Origin of the sequence: Rugosimonospora africana (genome assembly GCF_016862975.1) — a bacterium.
Classification (GTDB): domain Bacteria; phylum Actinomycetota; class Actinomycetes; order Mycobacteriales; family Micromonosporaceae; genus Rugosimonospora; species Rugosimonospora africana.
Window position 1 is genome coordinate 60,847 of record NZ_BONZ01000012.1, and the last position, 24,395, is coordinate 85,241.

The following is a 24,395-nucleotide window of genomic DNA, read 5'->3' on the forward strand; positions in this document are numbered from 1 at the left end:
TCCTGTCTGGCCAGCGGACCCGCTGCTGGTCTCATCATGTTCCGGCCGCTTGACCGGCCCGCCCACAAACCAGGCGGGCCTGGCGGCCTAACGGACGAATACGTTGCGCCGGGCGGCGGACGACTCGAACTGCTCCAGCCGAGCCTGGGTGGTCGCCGGGGCGGCGTCGCACATCGCCTGGAGCAGGATCATGGCGAGCGCCATCGGGGCGACGTGCAGGTCGAAGACCAGCCGGGCGCCGACCGCCGCGCTCAGCGTGACATCCGCGACCGCGGCGGCGGGGCTGATCGGCGAATCGGTCAGCACGACCAGCGAGAGCCCGGCAGCCCGAGCGGTGTCGAGCGCGTCGAGCGCCTCCTTCGGGTACCGGGGCAGGACGACGGCGAGCATGGCCGTCGCGCCGGCCGCGCGGGCCTGCTCGATGCGGTCGTCCAGCAGGGTGCCGCCCTGATCGAAGACTCGGACATCGGGGTGGATCTTGGCGGCGAAGTACCCGAAATAGGTGGCCATCGGCGCGGCGGCGCGCAGCCCGAGGACGGGCAGCGCGGGGCTGGCGATGAGCAGTTTCCCGGCCGCCTCGACGGCCGCCCGGTCGGGGCCGCCCTCGGCTAGCCGGTCGGCGAGCCGCCCCAGGTTGTCCAGCTCGCCGTCGATCGCGTGCTGCAGCTCGTTGCGCGGTGCGGTGTCCAGCGCCGCGAAGTCACCGGGGTCGGACCCGTGCGCCTGACTCGACGGGCCGGCCAGACTGGAGGGGGTGGCCTGGCCGGCCGGGCGAGTCAGGCCCGACGGTCCCGGGTCGCGCAGGGCGCGACGCAGCGCCGGGTACCCGTCGAATCCGAGAGCCATCGCGAAACGCGTCACCGACGGCTGGCTGACCCGGGCCAGCTCGGCAACCTCGTTACTGGACAGAAAAGCGGCGTCCACCGGCCGGTCCAGCAGGCACTGCGCGATGCGCCGCTGGGTCGGAGTCAGCCGCACCCCGTCCACCAGCCGCAGCAAGCCGTCATTCACCCGGCGAATGTATGCAGACTTTTATTCACACGTCAACCGGTACCCTCGGTTCATGCACCTCGGGGCCATCGCCACCTACCCGGTCAAGAGCTGCCACCGGCTCGAACACGAGCGCGCCGACGTCCGGCTGTGGGGACTGGCCGGCGACCGGCGCTGGCTGATCACCGACGAACAGGGTCGGATGCTGACCCAGCGGGAGGAGCCACGGCTGACCCAGATCCGGCCGGTCCTCGCCGAAGGGGCGCTGGTGCTGCGACACGAGGGCGCGGGCGAGCTGACGGTACCGGCGGAGCCCGGCGACCTGGATCCGGTCAAGGTCTGGCGCACCACGGTCGACCTCAGCCGCGCCGGTGACGAGGCGGACGTGTGGCTGTCCACCGTCTTGGAGCGCAAGGTGCGCCTCTACTACCTCGACGACCCGACTCGCCGGCCGGTCAACCCGGAGTACGCCAACCCGGACGACCGGGTCAGCCTGGCCGACGGGTACCCGCTGCTGCTGGCGAACACCGCGTCGCTGGCCGCGGTGAACGACTGGTTGGCCGAGGAGTGCCCGGCCGAGTGGCCGCTGCCGATGACCCGGTTCCGGCCCAACGTCGTGGTGGAGGGGGCGCCGGCCTGGGCCGAGGACGGCTGGCTCGGCCGGCGGATCCGGATCGGCTCGGTCACGTTCCGGGCGCCCAAGCCGTGCGACCGGTGTGTGATCACGACCACCGACCAGGAGACCGGGGCGCGCGGGCGCGAGCCGCTGCGCACGCTGGCCCGGCACCGCAACGTCGACCAGGGACTGCTGTTCGGCCTGAACCTCATCCCGGACGGCACCGGCGAGATCCGGGTCGGCGACCAGGTCACCGTTCTGGACTAAGAGTTCCTAACAGAGTCGTGCGACGTGTCGGTACGTGATGATGCAGGTGGCGAGTCCGAGGAAAGCTTCGTGGATGTCGTCGCGGCGTTCCCATCGGATACGTAGCCGTTTCATGCCGTGGTACCAGGCGATCGTTCGTTCAACTACCCACCATCATGCAGCCGCTGCCACACCCCGGCGGTGATCCACTCGGCCAGCCGCCGCCAGCAGGTCATCCCGGACCCGAAGCCCAACTCCTGGGGCAGGTACTCCCACTGGATACCGGTGGGCAGCACGAACAGGATGCCCTGCAGCACTTTGCGGTTGTCCAGCCGTTTGCGTCCGGGATGGCGTGGGTTACGAGGTGGGACCGGTAGCAGTGGCTCGATACGCGCCCACAGGTCGTCTGGCACGATCCACGGTGGATGCTCACCCTTCCTCATACCAGCAGGAACAGCACGAACCACGCGCACGGATTCCGGAACGTGACATACAACATTTCTGTTAGGAACTCTTAAAGGGTGGAGAGCACAGCGGCGGGTTCGGGCAGCGCGGCGAGCTCGTCGCGCACGGCTCCAGCGGACCGCCGGTAAGCGGGGTCGTCAAGCAGGAGACGTGCCGACGTCGCGATTAGCTCAGGGGTTGGGGTTCGCAGCTCGATCCCGCCGCCTGAGGCAGCGACGGCCTCGGCGTTGAGGAACCGATCAGCGCCGTCGGGCAGCACGAGTTGCGGGACACCATGCACCCAGGCGCTGGAGGTCGTCCCGCCGCCGCCGTGATGGACCATGAGATCTATGTGCGGCACGAGGTTCGCCTGGTGCACGAAGGTCTCTACATGGACATTGTCCGGTAACGCGGCCAAGAACGCGGGGTCGTTTGCGCCTGTAGCGACCAGGATGTCGGCGTCCAGTGGGGCCAGGCCATCGATGATCAACTGCATGGTCTCGATTGTCCCGGCCACCGTTCCGAGGGTTACAAAAATCAATTTGCGGTCCCGGGTGCCGACCCATGGCGGCAGGGGTAGTGACGGCTCGGCCCAAGGCACGGGGCGCAAGGGTACGCGGCGGGGATCGGTGCGGAATGCGGGGCGCTGCAGGCTGGGCGGATAACTGTCCAGCACCAGGTCGTCCGGTCGCGGAACGGTACCGAACCGTACCTGAAGCTCGCGCAATACTGGCCCGCGGAACGCCTCGACGACGTGCGGATCCAGCGAGCGGGTGATTGCGACCGAGACCGAGGCGATGCCAGCTGCCGCGGCCGCGGCCGCAGCTCCAAGGTCAGTGTCCTCGTGCACCACAAGGTCAATCGCGAGTTCGGGCTGCAGTTGACGGAGGTCGGTTGCGACGGCCACCGCGGCCTCGGCGAAGTATTCGCCTACCACGTTCCAAACCATGTTGTCGTCGTCGGCGGTCGGCGCAAGAGGGCGGCCGAACCGGCGCCGTCTCGCCTCGTCGAGCAGTATGCCGGCCTCTACCGTACAGAAGCCGAGCGCAGCGATCCGGTTCGAAAACGGTCCTGTCGTCGGGAAGATGACCTCGTGTCCGGCGTCGCGGGCGGCGTAGGCGAGCGGCATGAGCGGGTAGAGGTGCCCGAAGTACGGATGGCCGCGGAACGCGATTTTCATGCCGCCACTCTCGCCGAACTGGACTGTCGGGACATCCGTGCCTGGGTCCGCGCCCTGGCGATCCCGATTCCAGGGTTTGGGTGGCACCACGAGTTATTCGCATTCCATGCGGGCGGCGACACCCTGTTGAGCCATTCCGAACCGTTCTCCGGTGCCACGGGCGATTCCTTCCGCAACTGCATAACAATATCCCGTAAGAATTTACATTGTTCAGTATATCGATCGCTCATAGTCTGGCAGCGTACCATTGCTGATCTTGAGGGGCGCGGAGTAACGGCAGGGTTGCAGCAAGTTGATTTTCATTGGGGCTGGTGAGGCTGCCGGTGGACGAGCGCGGCCTTCCTCGGTAGACGATGACGGTTCTTGGTGCTAGTCGTCGTCTGTAAGGAAGGCCGCTCGTGCCAGAGCCGTGGGGCATTCCACGGCATTCATCGATATTTCCTGGGTCGGTGGCCGATGCTCGGCGGGCCCGGCACGCTCTCGTTGTAAAGCCGGTCGAGCGCGGTGACGAAATAGGTGTAGTGCCGGCCAGGAACTCCGACCAGGGCTCGTACGGTGATGGCCAGAACGTGTCCGCGGTGGGCCGGACCTACACGATCACCGCGTTGTGGTGTTGCCGCTGGGCCAGGCCGAGCCAGCCCCGGCACTCGGCCTGCTGTGCCGTGATCCGGTCCGGCGCGGTGTACGACGCTCTGCTCGGCCAGTCGATGTTGACCACTGATTTCCTGCTGGTGTGCGAGCCGCGACAGGCTTGATGCTGTGCACGAGCGGATGCCCGGCCGCATTCTGGCTCAGCCAGCGATGCACGGTGCGTTCCGGAATCTGGACGTGCTCGGCCGCCTCCAGTGGAGTCAGCAGCGGTGCCGTGAAGCGGTCGATCATGGCCATCACCTCCTTCGCGTCGAGCGTGGCACAGCGCGCACCCCGTGCGCAGGCCCGAGCGGCGTATTGCGGTGCCTCACGACAAGCTGGCGGTCGAGGCGCCGCCTGGGGACGCCACGATCGCCGACCAGGCCGAGTCTGGACCGGGCAAGGTGGTCGTTTCGGATCGCCGCATCGTCTGTCCAATATGGACGGGTGTCGTGTCCCGGGACGCTACGTCGCGGGTTCCGACACGTACGTGCCCTTGCCCTGGTGCCCCTCGATCAATCCCCGCTCGCGCAGCAGCCGCAGCGCAGCCTGTGTGGTGGTGACGCTGACCTTGTATTCGTCAGCGAGTTGGGCGTAGGTCGGAAGCTTGTCACCCGGCTTGAGCTGACCACTCGTGATGAGCTGGGTGATGCCATCGATCACTCGCTGGTAATCCGGCGTCCTGTCGGGCATGTGATGGGTGCTCCTCACTCGGCACCACGATTTGACCATGCCAGTTGCTCAACTACAACATTCAAGTTGACTTAGGTATCTATGCAACCTAACCTGGATGCGGTTGGCTACCTCGCTCGGCGGCCGGTTTCCAACCCTGGCTCTATCGATGCTCTGACGATCCCCATCGCACTTCGCTGATTGGAGACGGGCACCGTGGCTTCCGTTGCCTTTGGGGCCGGTATGCGCCCAGCGCGATCGGCGCGCACCGAGCTGAGCCTGCGGGTTGGACTGCTCGCCGGCCGTTACCTCGGTGAGTACGACCTGACCGAGGTGGTGGCGGACGACGTGTTCGCCGGCTGGCTCATGCGCGACCCGAAGACGTCCACCCTGAGCGTCGAGCAGTGGTGGGACGAGTACGTCGACCGAGTCGAGTCGAGGGTCGGTGGCTACGACAGCGCCACCACCGAGCAGCTGGAGCATGTCTGGCTGACGCACGCGCGCGGTCTGCGGGCCCAGTAGAGACCCGCACGGGATCTGGTGTGTACCGGTCGTTTTTGGGTGGCGCGGCAGCAACGGGATCCGCAGACTGGGGCCGTGCAAGAGGTCGATATCCGATCGCGTTTCGAGGCCACCGGAGTCGTCCGCCTCGACAGCGCGTTCACTGCGGACCAGGCGACCGCCATGCGAAACGCGATGTGGCAGCACGCCGAGAGCCAAGCCGGGCTTCGGCCTGCCGACCCCGCCAGTTGGGCGGGCTCGCCCGTCCTGAACTGGCAGGGATTGAGCCGCGACCCGGTGTTCAGGCCACTTGTAGACAACCGAGCGGTGAGCGATGCCCTGGACGCGATCTTCGGGGCCGGCGGCTGGCGGCGTCCGCGCCCCGGTGCCCAGATCCTGTTCTCGCTTCCCGAACCGGACCCGTGGGTCCTGCCGGACGGCTGGCACATGGACTGCGGTTTCGACCATGCGACGTGGCCGGTGCCGGCGGTCAAGCTGTTCGCGTTCGTCGGTGAGGTCGGCCCGCGAGGGGGCGGCACGATGGTGGTGTCCGGCACGCATCGGCTGGTCGACCGCTACCGGGAAACCTTGCCGACACCGGTCGGTGCTGGCAGGGAGAACTGGCTTGCGTTCATGCGTCGCTATCCGTGGTTGGCTCGTCTTCTCGACGGCGCCGGTCTACCGGACCGCGGCCGGCCGCTGGTCGGTGAGGCGGGCGAGATCGACGGCGTGCCGGTTCAGGTCGTCGAGCTGACCGGATCGCCGGGCGACGTCGTGGTCACCCATCTGCACGTATTTCACGCCCGCTCACCCGACACGGGCACTGCTCCTCGCCTCATGTTGGGCAAGGAGGTCCGCCGTGCCTGATCTCCGGGCTCCGTGGGGCTGTCTCAGCGCGTCGGCGACTGGGTCGCGGTCTTGATGAGCGGCGCGTCCCGTGACAGCTCGCGGAACCCGAGACCGTAGTACAGCCCGCGTGCCGCGGGATGCCCCGGCGCACCCAGGCAGACGACCGTCATGTGAGTGGCTCCGGCCGCCCGCGCCAGGTGCATGCCGTGCAGAAGCATCGCCCTGCCCAGCCCCCGCCGCCGGTAGCCCGGATGCGTCCCGACCGGCTCGAACTCGGCGGTCTTGTTCAGCTCGTCGAGCCACATGATCGTCGAGGACGCCATCGTTCCGTCCGGCGCCTCCACCAGTACGTGGAGGTCGCCGCGGTACCCCGACGCCCGCCGGACGCCCTCATAACGCTCGGCCGTGTACGTCGAGGGAGCCCAGGCGTCCACATGAGCCTGGACTGCGGCCTGCGGCCCGGCTTCGTCGGCGGTACGGAACCGGAAACCGGCCGGCAACACCGGCTGTTCCAGGTCGGTGAGGTCCCGCTCGTTGAGCTGAGTCCAGTCCCCGTTGTCGCCGAGCGAGGCCAGGTCGGTCTCATAGCCGTGCGCCGCCCATCGCTTCAGGGCGAACTCATCGGCGGCGCTCGGTATCACAGTGCGCTCGAGACCGGCCGCCAGATCGTCGTACCAATCGATCACTTCGTCGACCAGCGCGGCATGGTCGGGATGGACCTGATACATCAGGGAGGCGCCGGTGACGTCCTTCGTCGACCCGTCGCTGCGCCTGACCTGGTGGGGGAGAAAGGCCCAGCCCCACGCGACCAGATCGGCGCCGGAGAACCACAGCCGACGCGCCCAGCTCTCGCCGTGATCGACGTGTCCCTGGCCCCAGATCCAGGCCAACTCGCCGAACGACGCGCCGGCGGTCACCAGGTCCGGGCGGGTTGACGTGACCCGCTGCGCCATGCCCTGCATGAGCTGCACGTCCGCGGCGGTCACCCGCTCGAAGTCCGTCACGAACGCCGACAGTGTCAGAACTTCGCAATGCCGTCGAACTGTTTTCGGGATCGAGGACTTGGGTGCCGGCCGAGGGCATCAAGAACCCAAAAGCCGATCGAACGGTGGGGCCGGTGAGAGTCGAACTCACACTGGCGCGGACCTAAACCGCGTGCCTCTGCCATTGGGCTACGGCCCCGAACCCTCGGATAGTACCTGCTGAGCGAGTCGGGGCACCGCCACGTGACCACTGGGGCGCGAACCGGCGCATCGCGCTGGCCACCGATACGTGACGGTACGTCCGAATGGTCGCCAGTGGTCCGACCGTCCAGTGTGGACCGTCCGTCGATCGCCGCCTCAGTCCAGGCCCAGGTCCCGGCGAAGCTTGGCGACGTGCCCGGTGGCCTTGACGTTGTACATCGCCCGCTCGATGCGGCCCTTCTCGTCGATCACGAAGGTGGACCGGATCACGCCGGTGACCGTCTTGCCGTACAGCTGCTTCTCGCCGTACGCGCCGTAGGCGGTGAGCACGCTCCGGTCCTCGTCGGCGACGAGCGGGAAGGTGAGCTGGTCGCGCTCCCGGAATTTGGCCAGCTTCGCGGGGGAGTCCGGGCTGATGCCGACCACCTCGTATCCGGCGCCGCGCAGCGAGGCGATGTTGTCCCGGAAGTCACACGCCTGCTTGGTGCAGCCCGGGGTCATCGCGGCCGGGTACGCGTAGAGCACGACCTTCCGCCCCCGCAGCGCGGAGAGCGTGAACTTCTCGCCGGAATCGGTCAGCAGGGTGAAATCCGGGGCGGCGTCGCCAACCGCGAGGCGTACGGGCTGGGTCATGCCACCCAGATTAGCCCGGTCGAGTCGGTGGTCACCGCCGCGCCGCGTCCACCGCTTCCAGCAACGTGTCGGCCGCCGGTGCGGGGATGGTCCGGCCCGCCACCACCACGGTCGGCGTCCCCCGGACCCCCGCGGCGGTCGCCGCGTCCGTGCTGTGCGTGACCCATTGCCGGTACTCGCCGTGCCGGACGCAGTGCGCGAACTCGGGATTGATGAGCCCGACCCACGCGCCGATCTGCACCAGTTGGTCGTCGGGCAGGCCCGGCCCGTTCTCGGCGGGCTTCATCGAGAGCACCGTCTTGACGAAGTCGAGGAACTTGCCGCCGTCGGCCGCGCAGGCCGCCGCCGAGGCGGCCTGGGTCGAGTACCCGGGCGGGTTCGACGACTGGTCGAGGATGGCGATCGGGTGGTACGTCAGGGTGATCCTCCGGGACGCGACCAGCTTCTCGATCGCGTCGTGCGCCGATGCCTCGAAGTCCTTGCAGCGCTGGCAGTTGAGGTCCTCGTAGACGTCCACCCTGACCTGACCGGAGGAGATCAGGATGCCGTCCCCGTCGCCGTTGACCCGGGTCGGCGCCGGATAGCCCTTCGGCTTCTCGTGCTCGTACGCGCGCCATCCCGCCACCCCGGCGAGCAACAGCGCGGCGACCACGAGGATGGTGACCATCCGGCGGGCCCGGCGGCGCTCCTGTTCCCGCTGGCCGGGCAGCTCCTCTTCGGTCACCAGGTCGCCCGGAGCGCCCCCGAAGCCCGAATTGTCGCCGATCCGTGAACTCACTCTGGCTCCTCCACTCCGGCCGGGCAGGCTTCGTCGAACGTCCAACGCAGGATGGAGGGGTGCCGCGCTTCGCCACTCTGAGCAGCGGTGACGGTAACTCACGGTACTGGCATTCAGGCGGGAACTTTCCCCTCGCCGCGGACGACCACCCGTCAGTGAGGCGTTCCCTTCGAGGCGGGCGGTTGCGACGGCCGACTACCGGTTCCGTGATCGACCCGGCACCATATCGGGCATGACCCCCCGCCGACTCCTCGTCGCCCTCGCCGGCGTGCTGCTGGGCGTGTCCGGCGTGTTCACGCTGCCCGCCGGCCCGGCCAGCGCGCACGCCGCGCTGATCCGCACATCGCCGACCCAGGGTGCGGTGGTCCAGCAGTCCCCCCGGGAGGTCGTGATCACCTTCTCCGAGATGGTCGCGCCGGTCCGGGAGAAGATCAAGGTGATCGGGCCGGACGGCAAGCGCGCCGACCGGGGCAACCCGACGATCAGCGGGGACGACCTGCACATCCCGTTGCGCTCGGAGACCCAGCGGGGCACGTACGTGGTCGGGTACCGGGTGATCTCCGCCGACGGGCACCCGGTCGGCGCCGCGTTCACCTACTCGGTGGGCGCCCCGTCGCAGAACACCGCGACCGCCGACGTGAGCGGTGGCGGTCGCACCGACACGGTGGTGGCCGACGGTGTCTCGGTGGCGAACTTCCTCGGGTACGCCGGGCTGATCCTGTCGGTGGGGCCCGCCCTGGTACTGATGCTGCTGTGGCCCCGCCGGCTGGAGCGGCGCGGCCCGACCCGCCTCGCGTACGGCGGCCTCAGCCTGCTCGCCCTGGCCACGGTCCTCCAGTTGTACCTGGAGGTGCCGTACTCCATCGGTACCGGCCTGTTCGGCATCTCCGGCAGCGACCTGGGCAACGAGCTGGTCGACCGGTACGGGATCGCGCACCTGGTCCGGCTCGCGGTGATCGCGGTCGCCGCGGTGCTGCTGCGGCCGGTCCTCACCGGTGGCGGCGCGCGCTGGCAGCGGTGGACGGTGGCGGTGCTCGGCGCGGCGATCGCCACGACGTTCGGGATCGCCGGCCACCCGAGCACCTCGGTCGCCCCGGCACTGACCGTCATCGCGGACGCCGTCCACCTCGGCGGCGTGGCGATCTGGATCGGTGGCCTGATCGCGCTGGTGGCGTTCCTGCTGCGCCGGGCCAACCCGAAGGAACTGGGCGCCATCCTGCCGGTGTGGTCCGACTGGGCCGCCGCCTCGGTGGCCGCGCTGGTGCTCGCCGGTACGGCTCAGGCGCTGGTGCAGATCGGCTCGTTCGGTGCGCTACTGCACACCACGTACGGCAAGCTGGTCCTGGTCAAGGTGGGGCTGCTGGCGGTCGTGCTGGTGGTCGCCGCGTTCAGCCGCCGGCTGGTCCGCCGTGGGATGCAAGAGCCCGACGGGGTACCGGACCGGACGGTGGGCATGCGGCTGCGGCGTACCGTGCTGGCCGAGGTCGTCGGCGCCGTCGTGATCATCGGCGTCGCCTCGGTACTCGTACAGACGACGCCGGCCCGCACCCAGGCGGCGGTGAACGGCTCGACCAACCAGAGCGGCGTCGTCTCCACCACCATGACCTCGTCCCTGTACCAGCTCCAGTTCGACATCGAGCCCGCGCAGACCGGCCCGAACGACATCCACCTGTACGCCTACACGCCGCAGGGTGCCCCGCTCAAGGTGGTCGAGTGGAAGGTCAGCGCCGGCCTGCCCGCACAGGGCATCGAGCCGATCGCCGCGGTGCTGACGCCGATCGCCGACTTCCACGCGATCGGTCAGATCACGCTGCCGGCGGCCGGGCAGTGGAACTTCAGCTTCACGCTGCGCACGACCGAGATCGACGAGGCCACGGTGACGACCACGGTGAAGGTGAGTCAGTAGTTCGTGCGCAGGGTCGTGGCCAGCCGGGTGGCCGCGGGGTCGCCGGGTGGGAGCACCCGTACCGGCAGCGCCACGAGCAGCCCGAGCATCAGCAGCACGTACCAGTTGCTGAGCAGCGCGCCCTCCGGGGTGTCCAGGTAGCGCATCGGGATCAGGTGCCAGTCGAACAGCTCGATGAGGCTGAACGTCACGGTGAACCAGACGATCCCGGCCGCCCACGCGTACCAGCGCCGGCGCGACACCTCCGGGGCGGCCGCGACGTCGACCAAGATGATCAGCGCGGGCACGAACCAGTACAGGTGGTGCTGCCAGGAGACCGGGCTGATCAGCGAGCCGGCCAGGCCGGTCAGCGTCACGCCGGTGAGCTGGTCGCCCGCTGCCGCCGCCCGCCCCGCGCGCCACAGCCCGTACGCCGCGACGATCAGCACCAGCAGCACCCAGACCGCCCCGCTGGCCTCGTGCGGCCGGGCGACGCGGGACAGCGTGCCCATGATCGACTGGTTCTGATTGAGGTAGAGATGCCCGATCCGGTTGGTCTTCCACAGCGTCTGGTCCCAGTACTTCCACGACTCGCCCGGCGAGATCGCCGCCGCGAGCAGCGTGGCGCCGGCCGCGGTGCCCGCCGCCACGGCGGCTGCCCGGAACCGGCGGGTGACCAGCAGGTACAGGATGAAGATGCCGGGCGTCAGCTTGATCGCGGTGGCCAGCCCGACACCGACCCCGGACCACCGCGAGCCGCGCGGCAGCGCGAACAGCAGGTCCCACAGGACGAGGATGGCCAGGTACATATTGATCTGGCCGAACGTGGTGTTCTCCCGGATGGGCTCCAGCGTGGTGATCAGGGGTACGCCGACGCAGATCGCGAACCAGCCGGGCCAGCCGTGCCGGGCGGCGACCGGGCCGAGCAGCCAGGCGCTGGTCACCACGACGCAGACGGCCGAGCCGATCCAGACCAGCACGATGACGAGCATGAGCGGCAGCCACGCCATCGGGTACATGAGCAGGGCCGCGAACGGCGGGTACGTGAAGCCGAGCGACGCCTGGACCCGGTCCGGCTGGATGTACGCGTAGAGCGAGTGGCCGTGGGCCCACCAGCGCACCGCGTGGTAATAGATCTTGAGGTCGAAGAAGTTGTGCCGGTTGCCGTACACGTACTGCGCGGCGGTCACGGCCAGGATGACCGCGATCGCCACCAGCACCCGATTCCGGGTCACCGACGTGCCTGACCGGACCGTCCCGGTACGCCCGCTCATGCCGGATCCTCGCTCATGCCGGATCCTCGAACCTGCTCATGCCGGACCCCCGTTCGGCTGCGGTCCGTCATGAGGCATGCGCGCTGCGATTTCCAGGCGCTCACTCATGACGCTCTCCCCAGGACCTTCCACGACTTTCGAGCGCTCAGCCTATCGGCGCCGACAGGCGTCCTTGGGCAGGGTCTTAAGCTGTGGCTCGTGGGCGATCTCCTCGTTTGGATCGATTGTGAAATGACCGGCCTTGATCTCGGGCGCGACGCGCTGGTCGAAGTGGCCGCATTGGTCACGGATCCCGACCTCAACGTACTCGGCGACGGCGTCGACGTGGTGATACACGCTGACGACGCGCTGCTGTCCTCGATGGTCGAGGTGGTCCGGGAAATGCACGACCGCTCGGGGCTGACCGAGCAGGTACGGGCCTCGACGGTGACCATGAAGGAGGCCGAGGACCAGATCCTGTCGTACATCGCCCAGCACGTACCCGATCCGAAGACCGCTCCGCTGTGCGGGAACTCGATCGCCACCGACCGCGGCTTCATCGCGCGCGACATGCCGCGGCTCGATGCCCACCTGCACTACCGCATGATCGACGTGTCGTCGATCAAGGAGCTGTGCCGGCGCTGGTTCCCGCGCAGCTACTACGGCCAGCCGGCCAAGGGGCTGGCGCACCGGGCCCTGGCCGACATCCAGGAGAGCATCCGGGAACTTGAGTACTACCGCCGGACGATCTTCGTGCCCGGTCCGGGCCTGGACGTGGACACCGCGAAGTCGGTCGCCGCCCAGGTGACGGCCGATCGACCGATCATCTGACCCGCCGAAGCGGAACCCCGTCGACGAGAGCTACCCGAATGTGGCTATCATTGCCTCGTCGCTGTCCGCGCCCTGGCGCGGTTTGCGCATGGTGGCTGTAGCTCAGCTGGTAGAGCACCGGGTTGTGGTCCCGGGTGTCGTGGGTTCAAGTCCCATCAGTCACCCCACTCGTTCCACCGTTCAGGCGCAGATCAGGCCCGGTCCTAGGACCGGGCCTGATCATCTTTGAGGCGTGGTGCCCCGCTTACGACTTCATCGGGAACGACACGGCAGCGTCGCCGGTCGCGGTGATGTCGCCCGACTCGTCGTACGGGAGCGCGCTGCCCTCGAGGTACTCGTCCCACGGCCGGTCCCAGTCGGTCCAGCCGTCGGTCCAGTCCAGCGGTGCCCCGGTGTTCTCGATGTCCACCGGGTCGCCGATGTGCACCATGTCGAACAGCCACTGGGCGTTTTCCGCGGAGAGGTTCGTGCAGCCGTGGGAGATGTCCGCCGTGCCCTGATCGTCGACCGACCACGGTGCGGAGTGGATGTACTGCCCGCCCCAGGTCAGCCGCAGCGCGTCGTCGATCACCTGCCGGTAGTAGCCCGGCTGGTCCGGCCCGATGCCGTCGTTCGTCGAGTCGAACAGTTCCTGGGCGTTCTTCGTCATGATCACCATGTGGCCGCTGGACGTCGGGGTGGTCTCCTTGCCCATGCTGACCGGCATGGTCTTGATCGTCTTGCCGTCCTCGGTCACCGTCATCTGCTTGGTCTTGTCGTCCACGTTGATCCGTACGTCGTGCTGCACGATGGACGCGTTGACCGTGATGTCGTTGCCGCCGTACTTGCCGTCGCCCAGCGGCAGGCCGCCGAACAGGGCGTGCAGCGAGATCTGGGTACCCGTCTTCCAGTAGTCCTTGGGCCGGTAGTGCACCTCGTCGTCGGCGAACCAGTTCCAGGCGCCCTCCTGCGGCGGCGTGGTCTGCACGAACAGCCGACGCTGCACCGCGGCCCGCTCGTCCTCGGGAATGGGCTCGGAGAAGTTGAGGACGATCGGGGCACCGACGCCGAACTCCTGGCCGTCGCCCATCTGGCTGTCCAGGCGCACGACGTCGCCAGGCTCCTCCATCGTGGTGAACGTCGACGTGTGTGTGGCCGAACGCCCCTTCTGGTCTGTCGAGGCCAGTTTGACGGTGAACTTCGTGTCGTACTTGAGGGCCTGCTCCGGTACCCACGACGAACCGTCCGCCCGCATCGCGCCGTCGACGACCGCCCCGTTGTCGTCGTCGGTCAGCGTGACCGTGATCTTCGTGGCGTGGTGCGCGGTGAAGGTGATCTCGGTCGAGGCGGGGACATCGCTCTCGCCGTCGCTCGGGGACCTGACGGTCGCTCCGGTACCGGCTCCCTGGGCGGGGCTGCTGGTCTGGGTGGGCTTGGCCTGGGCGGGGCTGCTGGCCTGGGCGCCGGCCCGGTACCAGGTCGTCGACGCGGGCGCTGCGCAGGCGGTCAGCGCGAGTGTGCCGAGTACGGCCAAGCCCAGAAGCGCCCGATTGGGGCTGCTGGCCCTATTAACCTGTTTCACCCTGTTGTGCGGTTGCATGTCATCTATCGTGCCCTACTCGGCGTGGCCGGGCGGTGGATACACCGCATGGAGGACATGCCCGGGTGGTGCCTGATGCGAAAAAAGCTCACCGGGGTGCCCTTGAGGGGCACCCCGGCGTTGGTTGAGCTCTGCCGCGTCAGTTCACCTGCGACGCGGACCGCGCGACCGCGTCAGTTCACATGCGGCGCGGTCTTGCTGTTGTGTCCGGAACCGGCCTCCGCCGCCGCCTGGTTCAGCAGGTCCTGCTGCGGAAGGGCACTGCCCTTGATGTAGTCCGGCCAGCTCATGTCCCACACCGTCCAGCCGTCGCCGGGGGTGATGTGCACCTCGGTACCGCTCACGCTCACCGGGTCACCGATCTTGCTGTTGTTGTAGACCCACTCCGCGTTCGTCTGGGACAGGTTCACGCAGCCGTGGCTGACGTTGGTGTAGCCCTGATCGCCCTCGGACCACGGTGCGGCATGCAGGTACTGGCCGTCCCAGGTGAACCGCTCGGCGTACATGACGTCCACCCGGTACTCACCCGGCACGTCGAACAGCGACGTGTACTCGTGCGTCATCAGCACCATGTTGCCGGACGAGGTCGGAGTGTTCGACTCGCCCAGGCTGACCGGGAACGTCTTCACCAGCTTGTCGTCCTGGTACACCTGCATCTGGTGCTTGGAGTTGTCGACCTGGAACACGGTCTTGTCGCCGATGGTCGCCGCACCGGTGCGGTCGGTGTCGATGTACTTGTCGCCGACCTTGAGGCCGCCGAGCGCGGACCGTACCGTGATCTTGGTGCCGGTCTGCCAGTACTTTTCCGGCCGGAACAGCACCTGGTCGTCACCGAACCAGTGCCACACGCCCACCTGGGGCGGGTCGGACTGGACGAACAGCCGCTTCTCCACCGCGGCCTTCGAGCTGTCCGGGATCGCTGTGTCGAACTGGACGGCGACCGGCATGCCCACGCCGTAGGTCTGGCCATCCTGCACGTACATCGTGCTGGTGATGGTGTTCCCGCTGCCCGGGTCGGCCATCGTCGTGAAGGTTGTCGTCTTGCTCTGCTTCTCGCCGTTCGGGCCCGTCGCGTTCACCGTCGCGTGATAGGTCGCGTGGTACGTCAGCTGGATGCCGGGCACCCAGGAACTGCCGTCTGGCCGCTCGGTGCCGGGTACCGCCCGTCCGGACGCGTCGGTCATCGTGACGCTGGTGATCTTGCCGCCGTTGCTGGCGGTGCCGATCTCGGTGGTGACCGGCTGGTTCGTCGCTCCGCCCGCGGGTGTGAGCTGCACAGAGAAGGGTTTGCCGTTCGTGCCCAGTTTCTTGCCGTGGTGCCAGACGCTGGAAACGGACGGCCCGTTGGTGCAGGCCGACAATGCCAGAGGCGCGGTGGCTAGCGCCGCGATCGCGGCGGCCCAGCCGACTTTCGTCAGACGCATGATGAGACCTCGCTTGGTGAGTGGTAATTTCAGCCTGCCCCATTTGTGGCTTTCGCGTGGTCGGTTTTGCGGGACCGGGGAGGGGATCTCATTGGGGCGCCGGGCGAGGTGCGTGCTATCGTTCTCTCCGTTGCGAAACGCGCCGCTAGCTCAACTGGCAGAGCAGCGGACTCTTAATCCGCGGGTTCGGGGTTCGAGTCCCTGGCGGCGCACCCGTGATCAAGGCTCCGACCTGGCTTTTCTCTGGGTCGGGGCTTTGTTCGTTTCCGCCTCGGCCGATGGGCGCCCGCGCACGCGGCCGCTTTAGCCGGATAGTCCATCTTGTCCGAAATGTTCTGGCAAGGAAAATGAGACCGTCCGGCAAGGAATGGGGACCGTTGGCGGCCTCCGAGGGCGGGGCCTACCGGCTGAGCCATTTGTCCACCGGCCGAGCCATTTGCCCACGGCCCGAGTCATTTGCCTGCCGTCAGGATCCGAATGGCTTTCCGGAGTCTATTGCCGCTCAATGTGGACATTGCCCTCCGCTGGCCCGATTGCACCCGCGATGCCTCATCTACCGGTTCGCCGCCGGCGCGGTCGGAGCCGGCCACCGTTTTGCTGCCCGATCGCCGGGTAGCCCCGGTGCATGGGAACCGAGAAGCTGAGGCCCGGCGACCGTGTCAGCTGGAACAGCCACGGGGAGCGGGTGCACGGTCGCGTCGAGGCCGAGATCACCCGGCGCACCCAGGCGGGTGGGCGGCTGGTCGCCGCGTCCCGGCAGGCGCCGCAGTACCAGGTGCGCAGCGACTCCAGCGGCGGAGTCGCCATACACAAGCCGGAGGCGTTGCGCCGTGAACGACAGTGACCGGGACACCGCATACCGCAGGTTCCGCGACGCGGTGAACATGAACGCCGGAAAGCTCGAACGCTGGCTCGACAGCGCTCAGTCCAAGGCGGTCGGCCAGAAGAAGTCCGGTCGCGCCGAGTCGACCGGGCACCAGTCCGGGCGGCGGATCGTCGCGCTGCTACGTAAGAAGAAGTCCGACCTCAGCGACGCGGACTTCTCGCACATGCGCAAGGTGGCCGGCTACGTGGCCCGGCACATGGCGCAGCGCCCGTCCGGCGACGTGCGGGAGACCAAGTGGCGGTACTCGCTGATGAACTGGGGTCACGACCCGCTGACCCGCTGAGCCGCTGACCCGCTGTGGCCAGGCCGCCGAGCCGCCGGTCAGCGGTCGCAGACCGCCTCGGCGGTGGCCGCGGTCACCGCACCGTACGCCAGGTGGGGTATCGCGTCGGCGAGCCAGTCGGTGCGGCTCCAGGTACGCGGATCGCTGACCTTCAGCGCGGCGAGCGGAACGTCGGCGCTGAGCATCGCCGCACCGCCGACGGCCAGGGCGCCGGCCCACAGCGGTGGCCGGAAGCCGGCGGCGCGGGCCATTCCGTATGCGGCGCCCACCGCTATTCCGGTGGCGATCCCGCTCAGCGCGCCCAGCGCGCTGCGCCGGTTGCCGCGATGCTCCTCGTCGCCGGGGATGTGCGTGTGCGCCCGGCCCACCACCTGGTCGACGGTGCGCTCCGGCGTGGTGCTGGCCGCTCGCCCGCGCAGCGTCATGTCGGCGTAGGTGACCGCGTTCAGGACGGTGGTTCCGGCGGCGCCGGCGGCGGCGCCGAGGAGGACCTGGCGAATCATGATCGCCCGGGTACCCGGGGACTCCCGGGTTGAAACGGGCGCGGGTAGCCCAGTCGTGGTGGGCCGCATAGGTACCCGACGCCCGGGTACCGAACCCGGCATGGCCGAGCTTGTTTCTGAGGTGCTGATCACCGCGCTGACGCGTTGGGGGGTCGACACCGTCTTCGGGCTACCCGGAGATGGCATCAACGGGATCATGGAAGGGCTGCGGCGTCACCGGGACAAGGTGCGCTTCATCCTGGTACACCACGAAGAGTCGGCCGCGTTCATGGCCACCGGGTACGCGAAGGCGACCGGCCGGCTGGGCGTCTGCCTCGCCACCTCGGGTCCCGGAGGGATCCACCTGCTCAACGGGCTCTACGACGCGAAGCTGGACCACGTACCGGTCCTGGCGATCACGGGCATGCAGGAGACCTCGGTGCTGGGCACCTCGTACCAGCAGGAGGTGCAGCTCGACCACCTCTTCGAGGACGTGACCGAGTACAACCAGATGATCACCAATCCGGCACAGGTACCCGGCCTGGTGGACATCGCGGTGCGCACCGCCTACGGGCGGCGCGGGGTGGCGCACCTGACCTTCCCGAACGACATCCAGATCGCCGAGGCCGGCGTGAACCCGTGGGAGTCGGTCGCGCCGGCCAATCCGCCGAAGACGGCGCCGGTGTACCTGCAACCACCGGTCCGGCCGTCGGATGACGACCTGGGCAAGGCGGCGGATGTGCTCAACCGCGGACGGCGGGTGGCCATTCTGGCCGGGGTCGGAGCGCGCGGCGCCGGTCCGCTGGTCGAGCGAGCTGCCGAGGCACTGGGTGCGCCGATCATCAAGTCGCTGCTCGGCAAGATGGTGGTACCGGACGACTCGCCGTACGCGATCGGCGGCATCGGACTGCTCGGTACGGCGCCGGGCGCCGAGGTGGTCGACGACATCGACACGCTGCTGATGCTCGGCACCAACTTCCCGTACACGAAGTTTCTTCCGCCGCCCGGCAAGACCAAGGTGGTCCAGGTGGACATCGACCCCACCCGGGTCGGCATCCGGATGCCCACCGACGTTCCGCTGGTGGGCGACGTCGGCGTCACGCTGGAGGCGCTGCTGCCGTTGCTGCACCGCAAGCAGGACCGGACGCACCTGGAGAAGTACCAGAAGCAGATGGCCGACTGGCGGGAGAAGATGTCCGCCCTGGAGAACTCCGACCGGGACCCGATCGCGCCCCAGCACCTCGCCCACCTGCTGGACGAGCTGTGCACCGACGACGCGGTGCTGACCTGCGACTCGGGAACCATCGCGACGTGGGCCGCGCGGCACTGGAACATCCGGGGCGGGCGGGAGTTCTACCTGTCCGGCAACCTCGCCACGATGGCGCCCGGGCTGCCGTACGCGGTGGCGATCCAGCACGCGTACCCGGGGCGGCAGGTCATCGCGTTCGTGGGCGACGGCGGGTTCGCCATGCTGATGGCCGAGTTCAACACCGCCGTCCGTTACGGGTTGCCGATCAAACTGGTCATCAACAACAACAACAGCCTGGGCCAGATCCTGTGGGAACAGATGGTGCTGGGCTATCCGGAGCACGGGGTGCGGTTTGCCGGCTCGGAGCCGGACTACGCGGCCTGGGCGCGGGCGGCCGGCGGGTACGGCGCGCGGGTGGACAACGCGGGAGACCTGCCCGGCGCGCTGCGTGACGCGCTCGCGGCCGACGGGCCGGCACTGCTGGACGTGGCGGTCGACCCGAACGAGCCGCCGATGCCGGGGAAGGTCAGCTACGAGCAGGCGAAGAAGTTCGCCACCGCGTTCCTGCGCGGTCAGCCACAGAAGGTCGCGATCGCCACCACCCTGTTCAAGGACCGCATCCAGCAGCTGAGGGCGCGCTGATGCCGGCGGTGCCGCTGCCGTCGCCCGGCGGCCCGCCATCGTCCACACAGGAGACCACTTCGCTCGGGGCGCTGTCGCCGTTCGGCCCGACACCGCTGCCGGTCGCGCCCGACGGAGCGGGTGCGTCCACACTGGACAGCCGGGCGCTGGCTGCCGCGCTGAGCGAGGTGGTCCGCGGCGAGGTGCGGTTCGACAAGGGCACCCGGGGGGCGTACTCGACAGACGCGTCCAACTACCGCCAGATCCCGATCGGCGTGGTCGTCCCGCGCAGCGTCGACGACGTGATCGCGGCGGTGGCGGTGTGCCGCCGGTTCGGCGCGCCGGTGTTCTCCCGCGGCGGCGGCACCAGCCTGGGCGGCCAGTGCACGAACACCGCGGTGATGCTGGACATGGCCAAGTACCTGGACGGGATCGAGTCGGTCGACGACAAGGCGCGCATCGCCGTCGTCCAGCCCGGGATCGTGCTCGACGAACTGAACAAGGTGACCAGGGCGCGGTACCAGATAATGTTCGGCCCCCGGCCGGCCACCCACACGCACTGCACCATCGGCGGCATGCTGGGCAACAACTCCTGCGGCTCCACCGCCCAGTGGAGCGGCACGACCGCCCAGAACGTACGGCGGCTGGAGGTGCTGACCTACGACGGGGAGCGGATGTGGGTCGGCCCGACGGACGAGCAGCAGTACCAGGAGATCCTGCGGGCCGGCGGCCGGCGGGCGGAGATCTACCGGTCGCTGCGCGAGCTGGTCGACCGGTACGCCGACGACATCCGGGCCCGGTACCCGGACATCCCGCGCCGCATCTCCGGATACAACCTGCCGGATCTGCTGCCGGAGAACGGGTTCAACGTCGCCCGGGCGCTGGTCGGCACCGAGTCGACCTGTGTCACGATCCTGCGCGCCGAGCTGAACATGCTGCCCGAGCCGCCGAGCCTGTGCCTGCTCATGGTCGGGTACCAGGACATCGCCGCGGTCGGCGACCGGGTCATGACCGCTCACCAGTTCCACCCGTACATGATCGAGGGTCTGGACCACCGGCTGCTGGAGTACGAGCGGGGCCGCCGGTTGAACATGCCGGCACTGCACGAACTGCCCGAGGTGGGCGCCTGGCTGTACGTCAAGACCATCGGGGACAGCCTGGACCAGGCCCGGGACCGGGCCGGTGCGCTGCTGGCCCGGCTCCAGGACGAGGGCGGCGTGATCGCCTGGCGGATCTACGACGAGGAGGCCGAGCAGGAGCGGATGGACAAGGTCCGTGACGTGGCGCTGGGTGCCACCTCACGGGTACCCGGGCGACTGGACACCTGGCCGGGATGGGAGGACTCGGCCGTCCCCCCCGAGCGGCTGGGCGGGTACCTGCGTGAACTGCGCAACCTGCTGGACGACCACAACTACGACGAGGCGCCGCTGTACGGGCACTTCGGCCAGGGCTGCGTGCACACCAGCATCCCCTTCGACCTGGTCACCGCGTCCGGCATCGGGAAGTTCCGGTCGTTTGTGACCCGGGCCGCCGAGCTGGTCGTCAACTATGGCGGTTCGCTGTCCGGTGAGCACGGCGACGGGCAGGCCCGCGGCGAGCTGCTGCCCATCATGTACGGCGACCGGCTGGTGCGGGCCTTCGACGAGTTCAAGGCCATCTTCGATCCGGACAACCGGATGAACCCCGGCAAGGTGGTGCACGCCAACCCGATAGATTCCCAGCTGCGCCTCGGCGTCGACTGGCGCCCGGTATCCCCGGACACCCACTTCGACTACCCGGACGACGGCGGCTTCCCCGGCGCGACACTGCGCTGCTTCGGCGTGGGCGATTGCCGGCGGCGGGACTCCGGCACCGAGGTGATGTGTCCCAGTTATGTGGTGACGCACGAGGAGGAGCACTCGACCCGCGGCCGGATGCGGCTGCTGAACGAGATGATGCGCGGCGAGCTCATCACCGACGGCTGGCGCAGCACCGAGGTACACGACGCGCTCGACCTGTGCCTGGCCTGCAAGGGGTGCAAGCGTGACTGCCCGGTCGGCGTCGACGTCGCCACCTACAAGGCCGAGTTTCTCGCGCACCACTACCAGCGACGGCTGCGGCCGTTGACCCACTACTCGCTGGGCTGGCTGCCGCTGGTGGCGCGGCTGGCCGCGCCGGTACCGTTCCTGGCCAACGCGGCGACCCAGACGCCCGTGCTGAGCCGGCTGGCCAAGGCGGTCGCCGGCATCGACCCGCGGCGGTCGATCCCGCGGTTCGCGTCGCGCCGCTTCACCGACTCCTTCCGCCGCCGGGGCAACCGTGGCGACGGGCACCGGGGCCGGGTCGTGCTGTGGCCGGACACGTTCAGCAACTCCATGCAGCCGCACATCGCGGCGAGCGCGACCGTGGTACTGGAGGCCGCTGGTTTCGAGGTGATCGTGCCGGAGCGGACCGTCTGCTGTGGACTGACCTGGATCTCGACCGGGCAGCTGAAGATCGCGGAGTGGGTGGCGCGGCGCAGCCTGGACGTGCTGATTCCGTATCTGCGGGAAGGGGTGCCGGTGGTCGGCCTGGAACCCAGCTGCACCTCGGTGCTGCGCTCCGACCTGGTCGAACTGCTGGACGGCGACGTCGACGCAGTACGGCTGCGGGAACAGACGTTCACCCTGTCCGAACTCCTCAACAAGCGGGCCGCCGACTTCACCCCGCGGGTGTCCACACAGGACGGCAGCCTGCCGGCCGCGATCGTGCAGAAGCACTGCCACCAGCACGCGATCCTCGGCTTCGAACAGGACCAGGCACTGATGGCCCGGATCGGGCTCGAACCGCAGGTCCTCGCGTCCGGCTGCTGTGGCCTGGCCGGAGACTTCGGGATGACGACGGACCACCGGGAGGTCTCGCTGGCCTGTGCCGAACGGGTGCTTCTGCCGGCCGTTCGCGAGGCGGATCCGACCACCGTGGTGCTGGCCGACGGGTTTTCCTGCCGTACCCAGATCGACGGTGCCGGTACCGGCCGGGGCAGCGTACACCTGGCCGAGGTACTGGCCGCCGCGGTGCGTGGACAGCAACTGGGACCGTACCCGGAGCGGGTCGTCGGGGTGCGTTGATGCCCCCACGCGGCCATGGCGTCGCTATGGCGGTTTCGCTCCGCCGATCGGTGGCTTCCCGAGGGTTTCCCTCCGGATAGAGCGGAGATATTCACCGTAAGAGCCAGCGCGAACTGGGGAGGTAGCGAGATGTCGAACGTCATGGGCGGTCGGTCCGTACCGGGCGGTCAGCCCGTACCGGGCGGCCAGTCCGTACCGGCCCGCTCCAACGGCTTCAGCGTCACCGGGCTCGTACTGGGCATCGTCGGGATCTTCGTGGCGCAGGTGATTCTCGGGCCGTTGGCCATCATCTTCGGTGCTATCGGATGGAACCGGGCAAACCACGGAGCCAAGGGCAAGGGGTTGTCCATCGCCGCCGTCGTGCTGGGCATCGTCGACCTGATCCTGCTCGGCGTCGTGCTCGGCGGGCTCGGCTCGAACAACGGGTTCGCCTGGCACATCTGACACCCGCGTCGTCGTTCCGTAACCCCCGCCCTCGCGGCGGGGGTTACTCGTGTCGGGGTTTATCGCGTCGCCGGCCGTCCGGGGCAGCCGCTACCGTGGAGCGCGCGCCCGCGCCGGGCGCGGCGAGCCCTGGAGGAGCATTGACCAGCCAAGAGCGTCCGCTTGACAGCGGCGCCTTATTCTCCGCGACGGCCGGCGGTCGCGTGGCCGCTGACACTGCCCGCGGTCGCGTGGCCGCTGACGCCGCCCCGCGTACACCGCTGGTCGAGGCACTGGCCGGCTACCGGGCCCGGGGCTCGGCCGAGATCGCCGACCTGGAGCGCTTCTCTCCGCTGCTGTCCGTCGCCGACCCGTGGCACCGCTCGACGCCGCTGCACGTCACCTGCTCGGCCCTCATCGTGCACCCGCCGACGCGCCGGGTGTTGCTGCGCTGGCACGCCCGCCAGCAGGCATGGTTGCAGGTCGGCGGCCACGCCGACCCGGGCGAGACCGATCCGCTGGCGATCACGCTGCGGGAGGGGCTGGAGGAGACCGGGATCGCCGACCTGCGACCGTGGCCGGACGCCTCCCTCGTACACCTGGCCGTCGTATCGGTGACCGCGTCGGCGAAGGAGCCGGCGCACGAGCACGCCGACCTGCGGTACGTGCTGGCCACGGACGCTCCGGAGACGGCCCGGCCGGAGAACCCGGCGGCCGAGCTGCGCTGGCTGTCGATGCCGGAGGCCGAGGCGCTGGTCGCGGAGCCGAACCTCCGCGAGACGCTGTCCCGGGTCGGGCGGCTCTTCGACGAGCTGGGCCCGAGGTAGCGGGTCTCGGGTCAGCGGGGCGGGCCGGTCCTCCGGGCGATCCGGGCGGCGGCCACCCCGGCCCCGAACCCGTTGTCGACGTTCACGCACAGCACGCCGGGCGCGCAGCTGTTCAACGTGGCGAGGAACGCGGTCAGGCCGTCCAGGTGCCAGCCGTACCCGACGCTGGTCGGCAGCGCGATCAGCGGTACGCCCACCAACCCGGCCAGTACCGAGGGAAGAGCCGCCTCCATCCCGGCGACGGCGACCACCACGTCGGCGCCGGCGATCCGGTCGCGCTGCGCCAGCAGGCGGTGCAGTCCGGCGACGCCGACATCGACGATCAGGTCGGGCTCGGCCCCGAACACCTCGACGACGGTGGCGCACTCGCGGGCGACCGGAAGGTCGGAGGTGCCGGCGCAGACCACGGCCACCCGGCCCACCGGCGCGGGCGCGGAGCCCAGGGTGACGGTGCGGCCGATCTCGTCGAGCCGGGCGCCGGGCAGCTCGTCGCGGCAGAGCGCCATGGTCTCCGGCGTGACCCGGGTGGCCAGCACGGCCCGGTCGGGATGCGCCGCGGCCAGCGCGCGCAGCGCGCCGACCACCTGCTCCGGGGTCTTGCCCGCGCCGTAGACCACCTCGGGATCGCCGGTGCGGGCGGCCCGGTCGAGATCCAGCCGGGCGTATCCGAGGTCCGCCTCGGCCGGACCGGTGCGGGGTCCGGGTACGGCCGGGTGAGCGACATCCGGTCCAGTGGCCAACCTCTTGCCCTTCGAGCAGTGCGAATCCGACCCGATCGACTCTAGAGCCTGCCGGACAAACCCGGCCGACCGGCTGCGCCGCGTCCAGGTGGCGACTGGGCGG

General features: G+C 69.1%; 23 protein-coding genes, 3 tRNA genes and 1 pseudogene. 13 read left to right on the forward strand and 14 right to left on the reverse strand.

Going from position 1 to position 24,395, the window contains the following annotated elements:
- Positions 1–87: 87 nt before the first annotated feature.
- The gene (locus Raf01_RS05405) at positions 88–1,011 is read right to left on the reverse strand and encodes a MurR/RpiR family transcriptional regulator (RefSeq protein ID WP_203916602.1); all 924 of its coding nucleotides are present in this window, start codon (positions 1,009–1,011) and stop codon (positions 88–90) included.
- Positions 1,012–1,063: 52 nt separating this feature from the next.
- Here Raf01_RS05405 and Raf01_RS05410 point away from each other — a divergent pair, with 52 nt between their 5' ends.
- A complete protein-coding gene (locus tag Raf01_RS05410) occupies positions 1,064–1,873 on the forward strand; it encodes an MOSC domain-containing protein (RefSeq protein WP_203916603.1) in 810 nt (269 codons plus the stop codon).
- Between the two features lie 155 nt (positions 1,874–2,028).
- Here Raf01_RS05410 and Raf01_RS49375 read toward each other — a convergent pair.
- The 4 genes and pseudogenes from Raf01_RS49375 to Raf01_RS05430 form a co-directional block, all read right to left on the reverse strand.
- Positions 2,029–2,295 (reverse strand): annotated as a pseudogene (locus Raf01_RS49375) (transposase); the annotation flags it as partial.
- Positions 2,296–2,366: 71 nt separating this feature from the next.
- Entirely contained in the window at positions 2,367–3,476 is a 1,110-nt protein-coding gene (locus Raf01_RS05420; RefSeq protein WP_203916604.1) for a glycosyltransferase, read from the reverse strand.
- A gap of 589 nt (positions 3,477–4,065) precedes the next feature.
- Positions 4,066–4,194 carry a hypothetical protein gene (locus Raf01_RS50500; protein WP_275412957.1) on the reverse strand — a complete coding sequence of 43 codons (129 nt, stop codon included), beginning with the start codon at positions 4,192–4,194 and terminating at the stop codon, positions 4,066–4,068.
- Positions 4,195–4,571: 377 nt separating this feature from the next.
- The gene (locus Raf01_RS05430; protein ID WP_203916605.1) at positions 4,572–4,799 is read right to left on the reverse strand and encodes a winged helix-turn-helix domain-containing protein; all 228 of its coding nucleotides are present in this window, start codon (positions 4,797–4,799) and stop codon (positions 4,572–4,574) included.
- Positions 4,800–5,021: 222 nt separating this feature from the next.
- Here Raf01_RS05430 and Raf01_RS05435 point away from each other — a divergent pair, with 222 nt between their 5' ends.
- The gene (locus Raf01_RS05435; RefSeq protein WP_203916606.1) at positions 5,022–5,300 is read left to right on the forward strand and encodes a hypothetical protein; all 279 of its coding nucleotides are present in this window, start codon (positions 5,022–5,024) and stop codon (positions 5,298–5,300) included.
- 39 nt (positions 5,301–5,339) lie between these two features.
- Positions 5,340–6,146 carry a phytanoyl-CoA dioxygenase family protein gene (locus tag Raf01_RS05440; RefSeq protein WP_203916607.1) on the forward strand — a complete coding sequence of 269 codons (807 nt, stop codon included), beginning with the start codon at positions 5,340–5,342 and terminating at the stop codon, positions 6,144–6,146.
- A gap of 23 nt (positions 6,147–6,169) precedes the next feature.
- Here the strand turns inward: Raf01_RS05440 and Raf01_RS49380 are convergent, their stop codons facing one another.
- The 4 genes from Raf01_RS49380 to Raf01_RS05460 all read right to left on the reverse strand — a co-directional run bounded on the left by Raf01_RS49380 (position 6,170) and on the right by Raf01_RS05460 (position 8,723).
- The gene (locus Raf01_RS49380) at positions 6,170–7,132 is read right to left on the reverse strand and encodes a GNAT family N-acetyltransferase (protein WP_239133389.1); all 963 of its coding nucleotides are present in this window, start codon (positions 7,130–7,132) and stop codon (positions 6,170–6,172) included.
- A 105-nt stretch (positions 7,133–7,237) separates the two neighbouring features.
- Positions 7,238–7,310 (reverse strand) — tRNA-Leu (locus tag Raf01_RS05450).
- A gap of 158 nt (positions 7,311–7,468) precedes the next feature.
- Positions 7,469–7,945 (reverse strand): thioredoxin-dependent thiol peroxidase, encoded by a 477-nt coding sequence (gene bcp, locus Raf01_RS05455; RefSeq protein WP_203916608.1) that lies wholly within the window; start codon positions 7,943–7,945, stop codon positions 7,469–7,471.
- A 31-nt stretch (positions 7,946–7,976) separates the two neighbouring features.
- A complete protein-coding gene (locus tag Raf01_RS05460; RefSeq protein ID WP_203916609.1) occupies positions 7,977–8,723 on the reverse strand; it encodes a DsbA family protein in 747 nt (248 codons plus the stop codon).
- Between the two features lie 232 nt (positions 8,724–8,955).
- Between Raf01_RS05460 and Raf01_RS05465 the strand changes: the two genes are divergently transcribed.
- Positions 8,956–10,629 (forward strand): copper resistance CopC/CopD family protein, encoded by a 1,674-nt coding sequence (locus tag Raf01_RS05465; protein ID WP_373319469.1) that lies wholly within the window; start codon positions 8,956–8,958, stop codon positions 10,627–10,629.
- Here the strand turns inward: Raf01_RS05465 and Raf01_RS05470 are convergent.
- Positions 10,623–11,882, reverse strand: coding sequence for a glycosyltransferase 87 family protein (locus Raf01_RS05470; protein ID WP_203916610.1), 1,260 nt, complete (start codon positions 11,880–11,882; stop codon positions 10,623–10,625). The genes Raf01_RS05465 and Raf01_RS05470 overlap by 7 nt on opposite strands.
- Before the next feature lie 198 nt (positions 11,883–12,080).
- On the opposite strand from Raf01_RS05470, the gene orn reads away from it, so the two are divergent.
- Together orn and Raf01_RS05480 are read left to right on the forward strand one after the other, a co-directional pair.
- Positions 12,081–12,692, forward strand: coding sequence for an oligoribonuclease (gene orn, locus Raf01_RS05475; RefSeq protein WP_275412958.1), 612 nt, complete (start codon positions 12,081–12,083; stop codon positions 12,690–12,692).
- A 91-nt stretch (positions 12,693–12,783) separates the two neighbouring features.
- Positions 12,784–12,859 (forward strand) — tRNA-His (locus tag Raf01_RS05480).
- Positions 12,860–12,936: 77 nt separating this feature from the next.
- Here Raf01_RS05480 and Raf01_RS05485 read toward each other — a convergent pair.
- Complete coding sequence (locus Raf01_RS05485) at positions 12,937–14,205, reverse strand: L,D-transpeptidase (RefSeq protein WP_203916612.1); 1,269 nt, start codon at positions 14,203–14,205, stop codon at positions 12,937–12,939.
- A gap of 239 nt (positions 14,206–14,444) precedes the next feature.
- On the reverse strand, positions 14,445–15,695 hold the full coding sequence (locus Raf01_RS05490; RefSeq protein ID WP_203916613.1) for a L,D-transpeptidase: 1,251 nt from the start codon (positions 15,693–15,695) through the stop codon (positions 14,445–14,447).
- 139 nt (positions 15,696–15,834) lie between these two features.
- Here Raf01_RS05490 and Raf01_RS05495 point away from each other — a divergent pair.
- The 3 genes from Raf01_RS05495 to Raf01_RS05505 all read left to right on the forward strand — a co-directional run bounded on the left by Raf01_RS05495 (position 15,835) and on the right by Raf01_RS05505 (position 16,864).
- Positions 15,835–15,907: transfer RNA gene (locus Raf01_RS05495), tRNA-Lys, on the forward strand.
- A 413-nt stretch (positions 15,908–16,320) separates the two neighbouring features.
- Positions 16,321–16,539, forward strand: a complete 219-nt coding sequence (locus tag Raf01_RS05500) for a hypervirulence associated TUDOR domain-containing protein (protein ID WP_203916614.1) — start codon at positions 16,321–16,323, stop codon at positions 16,537–16,539.
- The gene (locus tag Raf01_RS05505) at positions 16,526–16,864 is read left to right on the forward strand and encodes a DUF3140 domain-containing protein (protein WP_239133391.1); all 339 of its coding nucleotides are present in this window, start codon (positions 16,526–16,528) and stop codon (positions 16,862–16,864) included. Before Raf01_RS05500 ends, Raf01_RS05505 begins: the two co-directional genes overlap by 14 nt.
- 38 nt (positions 16,865–16,902) lie before the next feature.
- Here Raf01_RS05505 and Raf01_RS05510 read toward each other — a convergent pair whose 3' ends face one another.
- Positions 16,903–17,367, reverse strand: a complete 465-nt coding sequence (locus tag Raf01_RS05510; RefSeq protein WP_203916615.1) for a hypothetical protein — start codon at positions 17,365–17,367, stop codon at positions 16,903–16,905.
- Between the two features lie 100 nt (positions 17,368–17,467).
- Between Raf01_RS05510 and Raf01_RS05515 the strand changes: the two genes are divergently transcribed.
- The 4 genes from Raf01_RS05515 (at position 17,468) to Raf01_RS49390 (ending at position 23,552) form a co-directional block, all read left to right on the forward strand.
- Entirely contained in the window at positions 17,468–19,237 is a 1,770-nt protein-coding gene (locus tag Raf01_RS05515) for a thiamine pyrophosphate-dependent enzyme (RefSeq protein WP_203916616.1), read from the forward strand.
- Complete coding sequence (locus Raf01_RS05520; RefSeq protein WP_203916617.1) at positions 19,237–22,302, forward strand: FAD-binding and (Fe-S)-binding domain-containing protein; 3,066 nt, start codon at positions 19,237–19,239, stop codon at positions 22,300–22,302. The genes Raf01_RS05515 and Raf01_RS05520 overlap by 1 nt, the downstream gene beginning before the upstream one ends.
- Positions 22,303–22,431: 129 nt before the next feature.
- Positions 22,432–22,746, forward strand: coding sequence for a DUF4190 domain-containing protein (locus Raf01_RS49385; RefSeq protein WP_239133392.1), 315 nt, complete (start codon positions 22,432–22,434; stop codon positions 22,744–22,746).
- A gap of 230 nt (positions 22,747–22,976) precedes the next feature.
- Positions 22,977–23,552: an NUDIX hydrolase gene (locus Raf01_RS49390; protein ID WP_239133393.1), complete on the forward strand. Its 576-nt coding sequence runs from the start codon at positions 22,977–22,979 to the stop codon at positions 23,550–23,552.
- 11 nt (positions 23,553–23,563) lie between these two features.
- Here Raf01_RS49390 and larB read toward each other — a convergent pair whose 3' ends face one another.
- The gene (gene larB, locus Raf01_RS05530; RefSeq protein ID WP_239133394.1) at positions 23,564–24,292 is read right to left on the reverse strand and encodes a nickel pincer cofactor biosynthesis protein LarB; all 729 of its coding nucleotides are present in this window, start codon (positions 24,290–24,292) and stop codon (positions 23,564–23,566) included.
- Positions 24,293–24,395 lie beyond the last annotated feature (103 nt).

What these genes read in the sequence shown, in the direction of transcription:
- Raf01_RS05410 (WP_203916603.1), top strand. Translation starts at nt 1,064, where the DNA reads ATGCACCTCGGGGCCATCGCCACCTACCCGGTCAAGAGCTGCCACCGG.
- Raf01_RS05420 (WP_203916604.1), bottom strand. Translation starts at nt 3,476, where the DNA reads ATGAAAATCGCGTTCCGCGGCCATCCGTACTTCGGGCACCTCTACCCG.
- Raf01_RS05430 (WP_203916605.1), bottom strand. Translation starts at nt 4,799, where the DNA reads ATGCCCGACAGGACGCCGGATTACCAGCGAGTGATCGATGGCATCACC.
- Raf01_RS05435 (WP_203916606.1), top strand. Translation starts at nt 5,022, where the DNA reads ATGCGCCCAGCGCGATCGGCGCGCACCGAGCTGAGCCTGCGGGTTGGA.
- bcp (WP_203916608.1), bottom strand. Translation starts at nt 7,945, where the DNA reads ATGACCCAGCCCGTACGCCTCGCGGTTGGCGACGCCGCCCCGGATTTC.
- Raf01_RS05465 (WP_373319469.1), top strand. Translation starts at nt 8,956, where the DNA reads ATGACCCCCCGCCGACTCCTCGTCGCCCTCGCCGGCGTGCTGCTGGGC.
- Raf01_RS05470 (WP_203916610.1), bottom strand. Translation starts at nt 11,882, where the DNA reads ATGAGCGGGCGTACCGGGACGGTCCGGTCAGGCACGTCGGTGACCCGG.
- Raf01_RS05490 (WP_203916613.1), bottom strand. Translation starts at nt 15,695, where the DNA reads ATGCGTCTGACGAAAGTCGGCTGGGCCGCCGCGATCGCGGCGCTAGCC.
- Raf01_RS05500 (WP_203916614.1), top strand. Translation starts at nt 16,321, where the DNA reads ATGGGAACCGAGAAGCTGAGGCCCGGCGACCGTGTCAGCTGGAACAGC.
- Raf01_RS05510 (WP_203916615.1), bottom strand. Translation starts at nt 17,367, where the DNA reads ATGATTCGCCAGGTCCTCCTCGGCGCCGCCGCCGGCGCCGCCGGAACC.
- Raf01_RS05515 (WP_203916616.1), top strand. Translation starts at nt 17,468, where the DNA reads ATGGCCGAGCTTGTTTCTGAGGTGCTGATCACCGCGCTGACGCGTTGG.
- Raf01_RS05520 (WP_203916617.1), top strand. Translation starts at nt 19,237, where the DNA reads ATGCCGGCGGTGCCGCTGCCGTCGCCCGGCGGCCCGCCATCGTCCACA.
- Raf01_RS49385 (WP_239133392.1), top strand. Translation starts at nt 22,432, where the DNA reads ATGTCGAACGTCATGGGCGGTCGGTCCGTACCGGGCGGTCAGCCCGTA.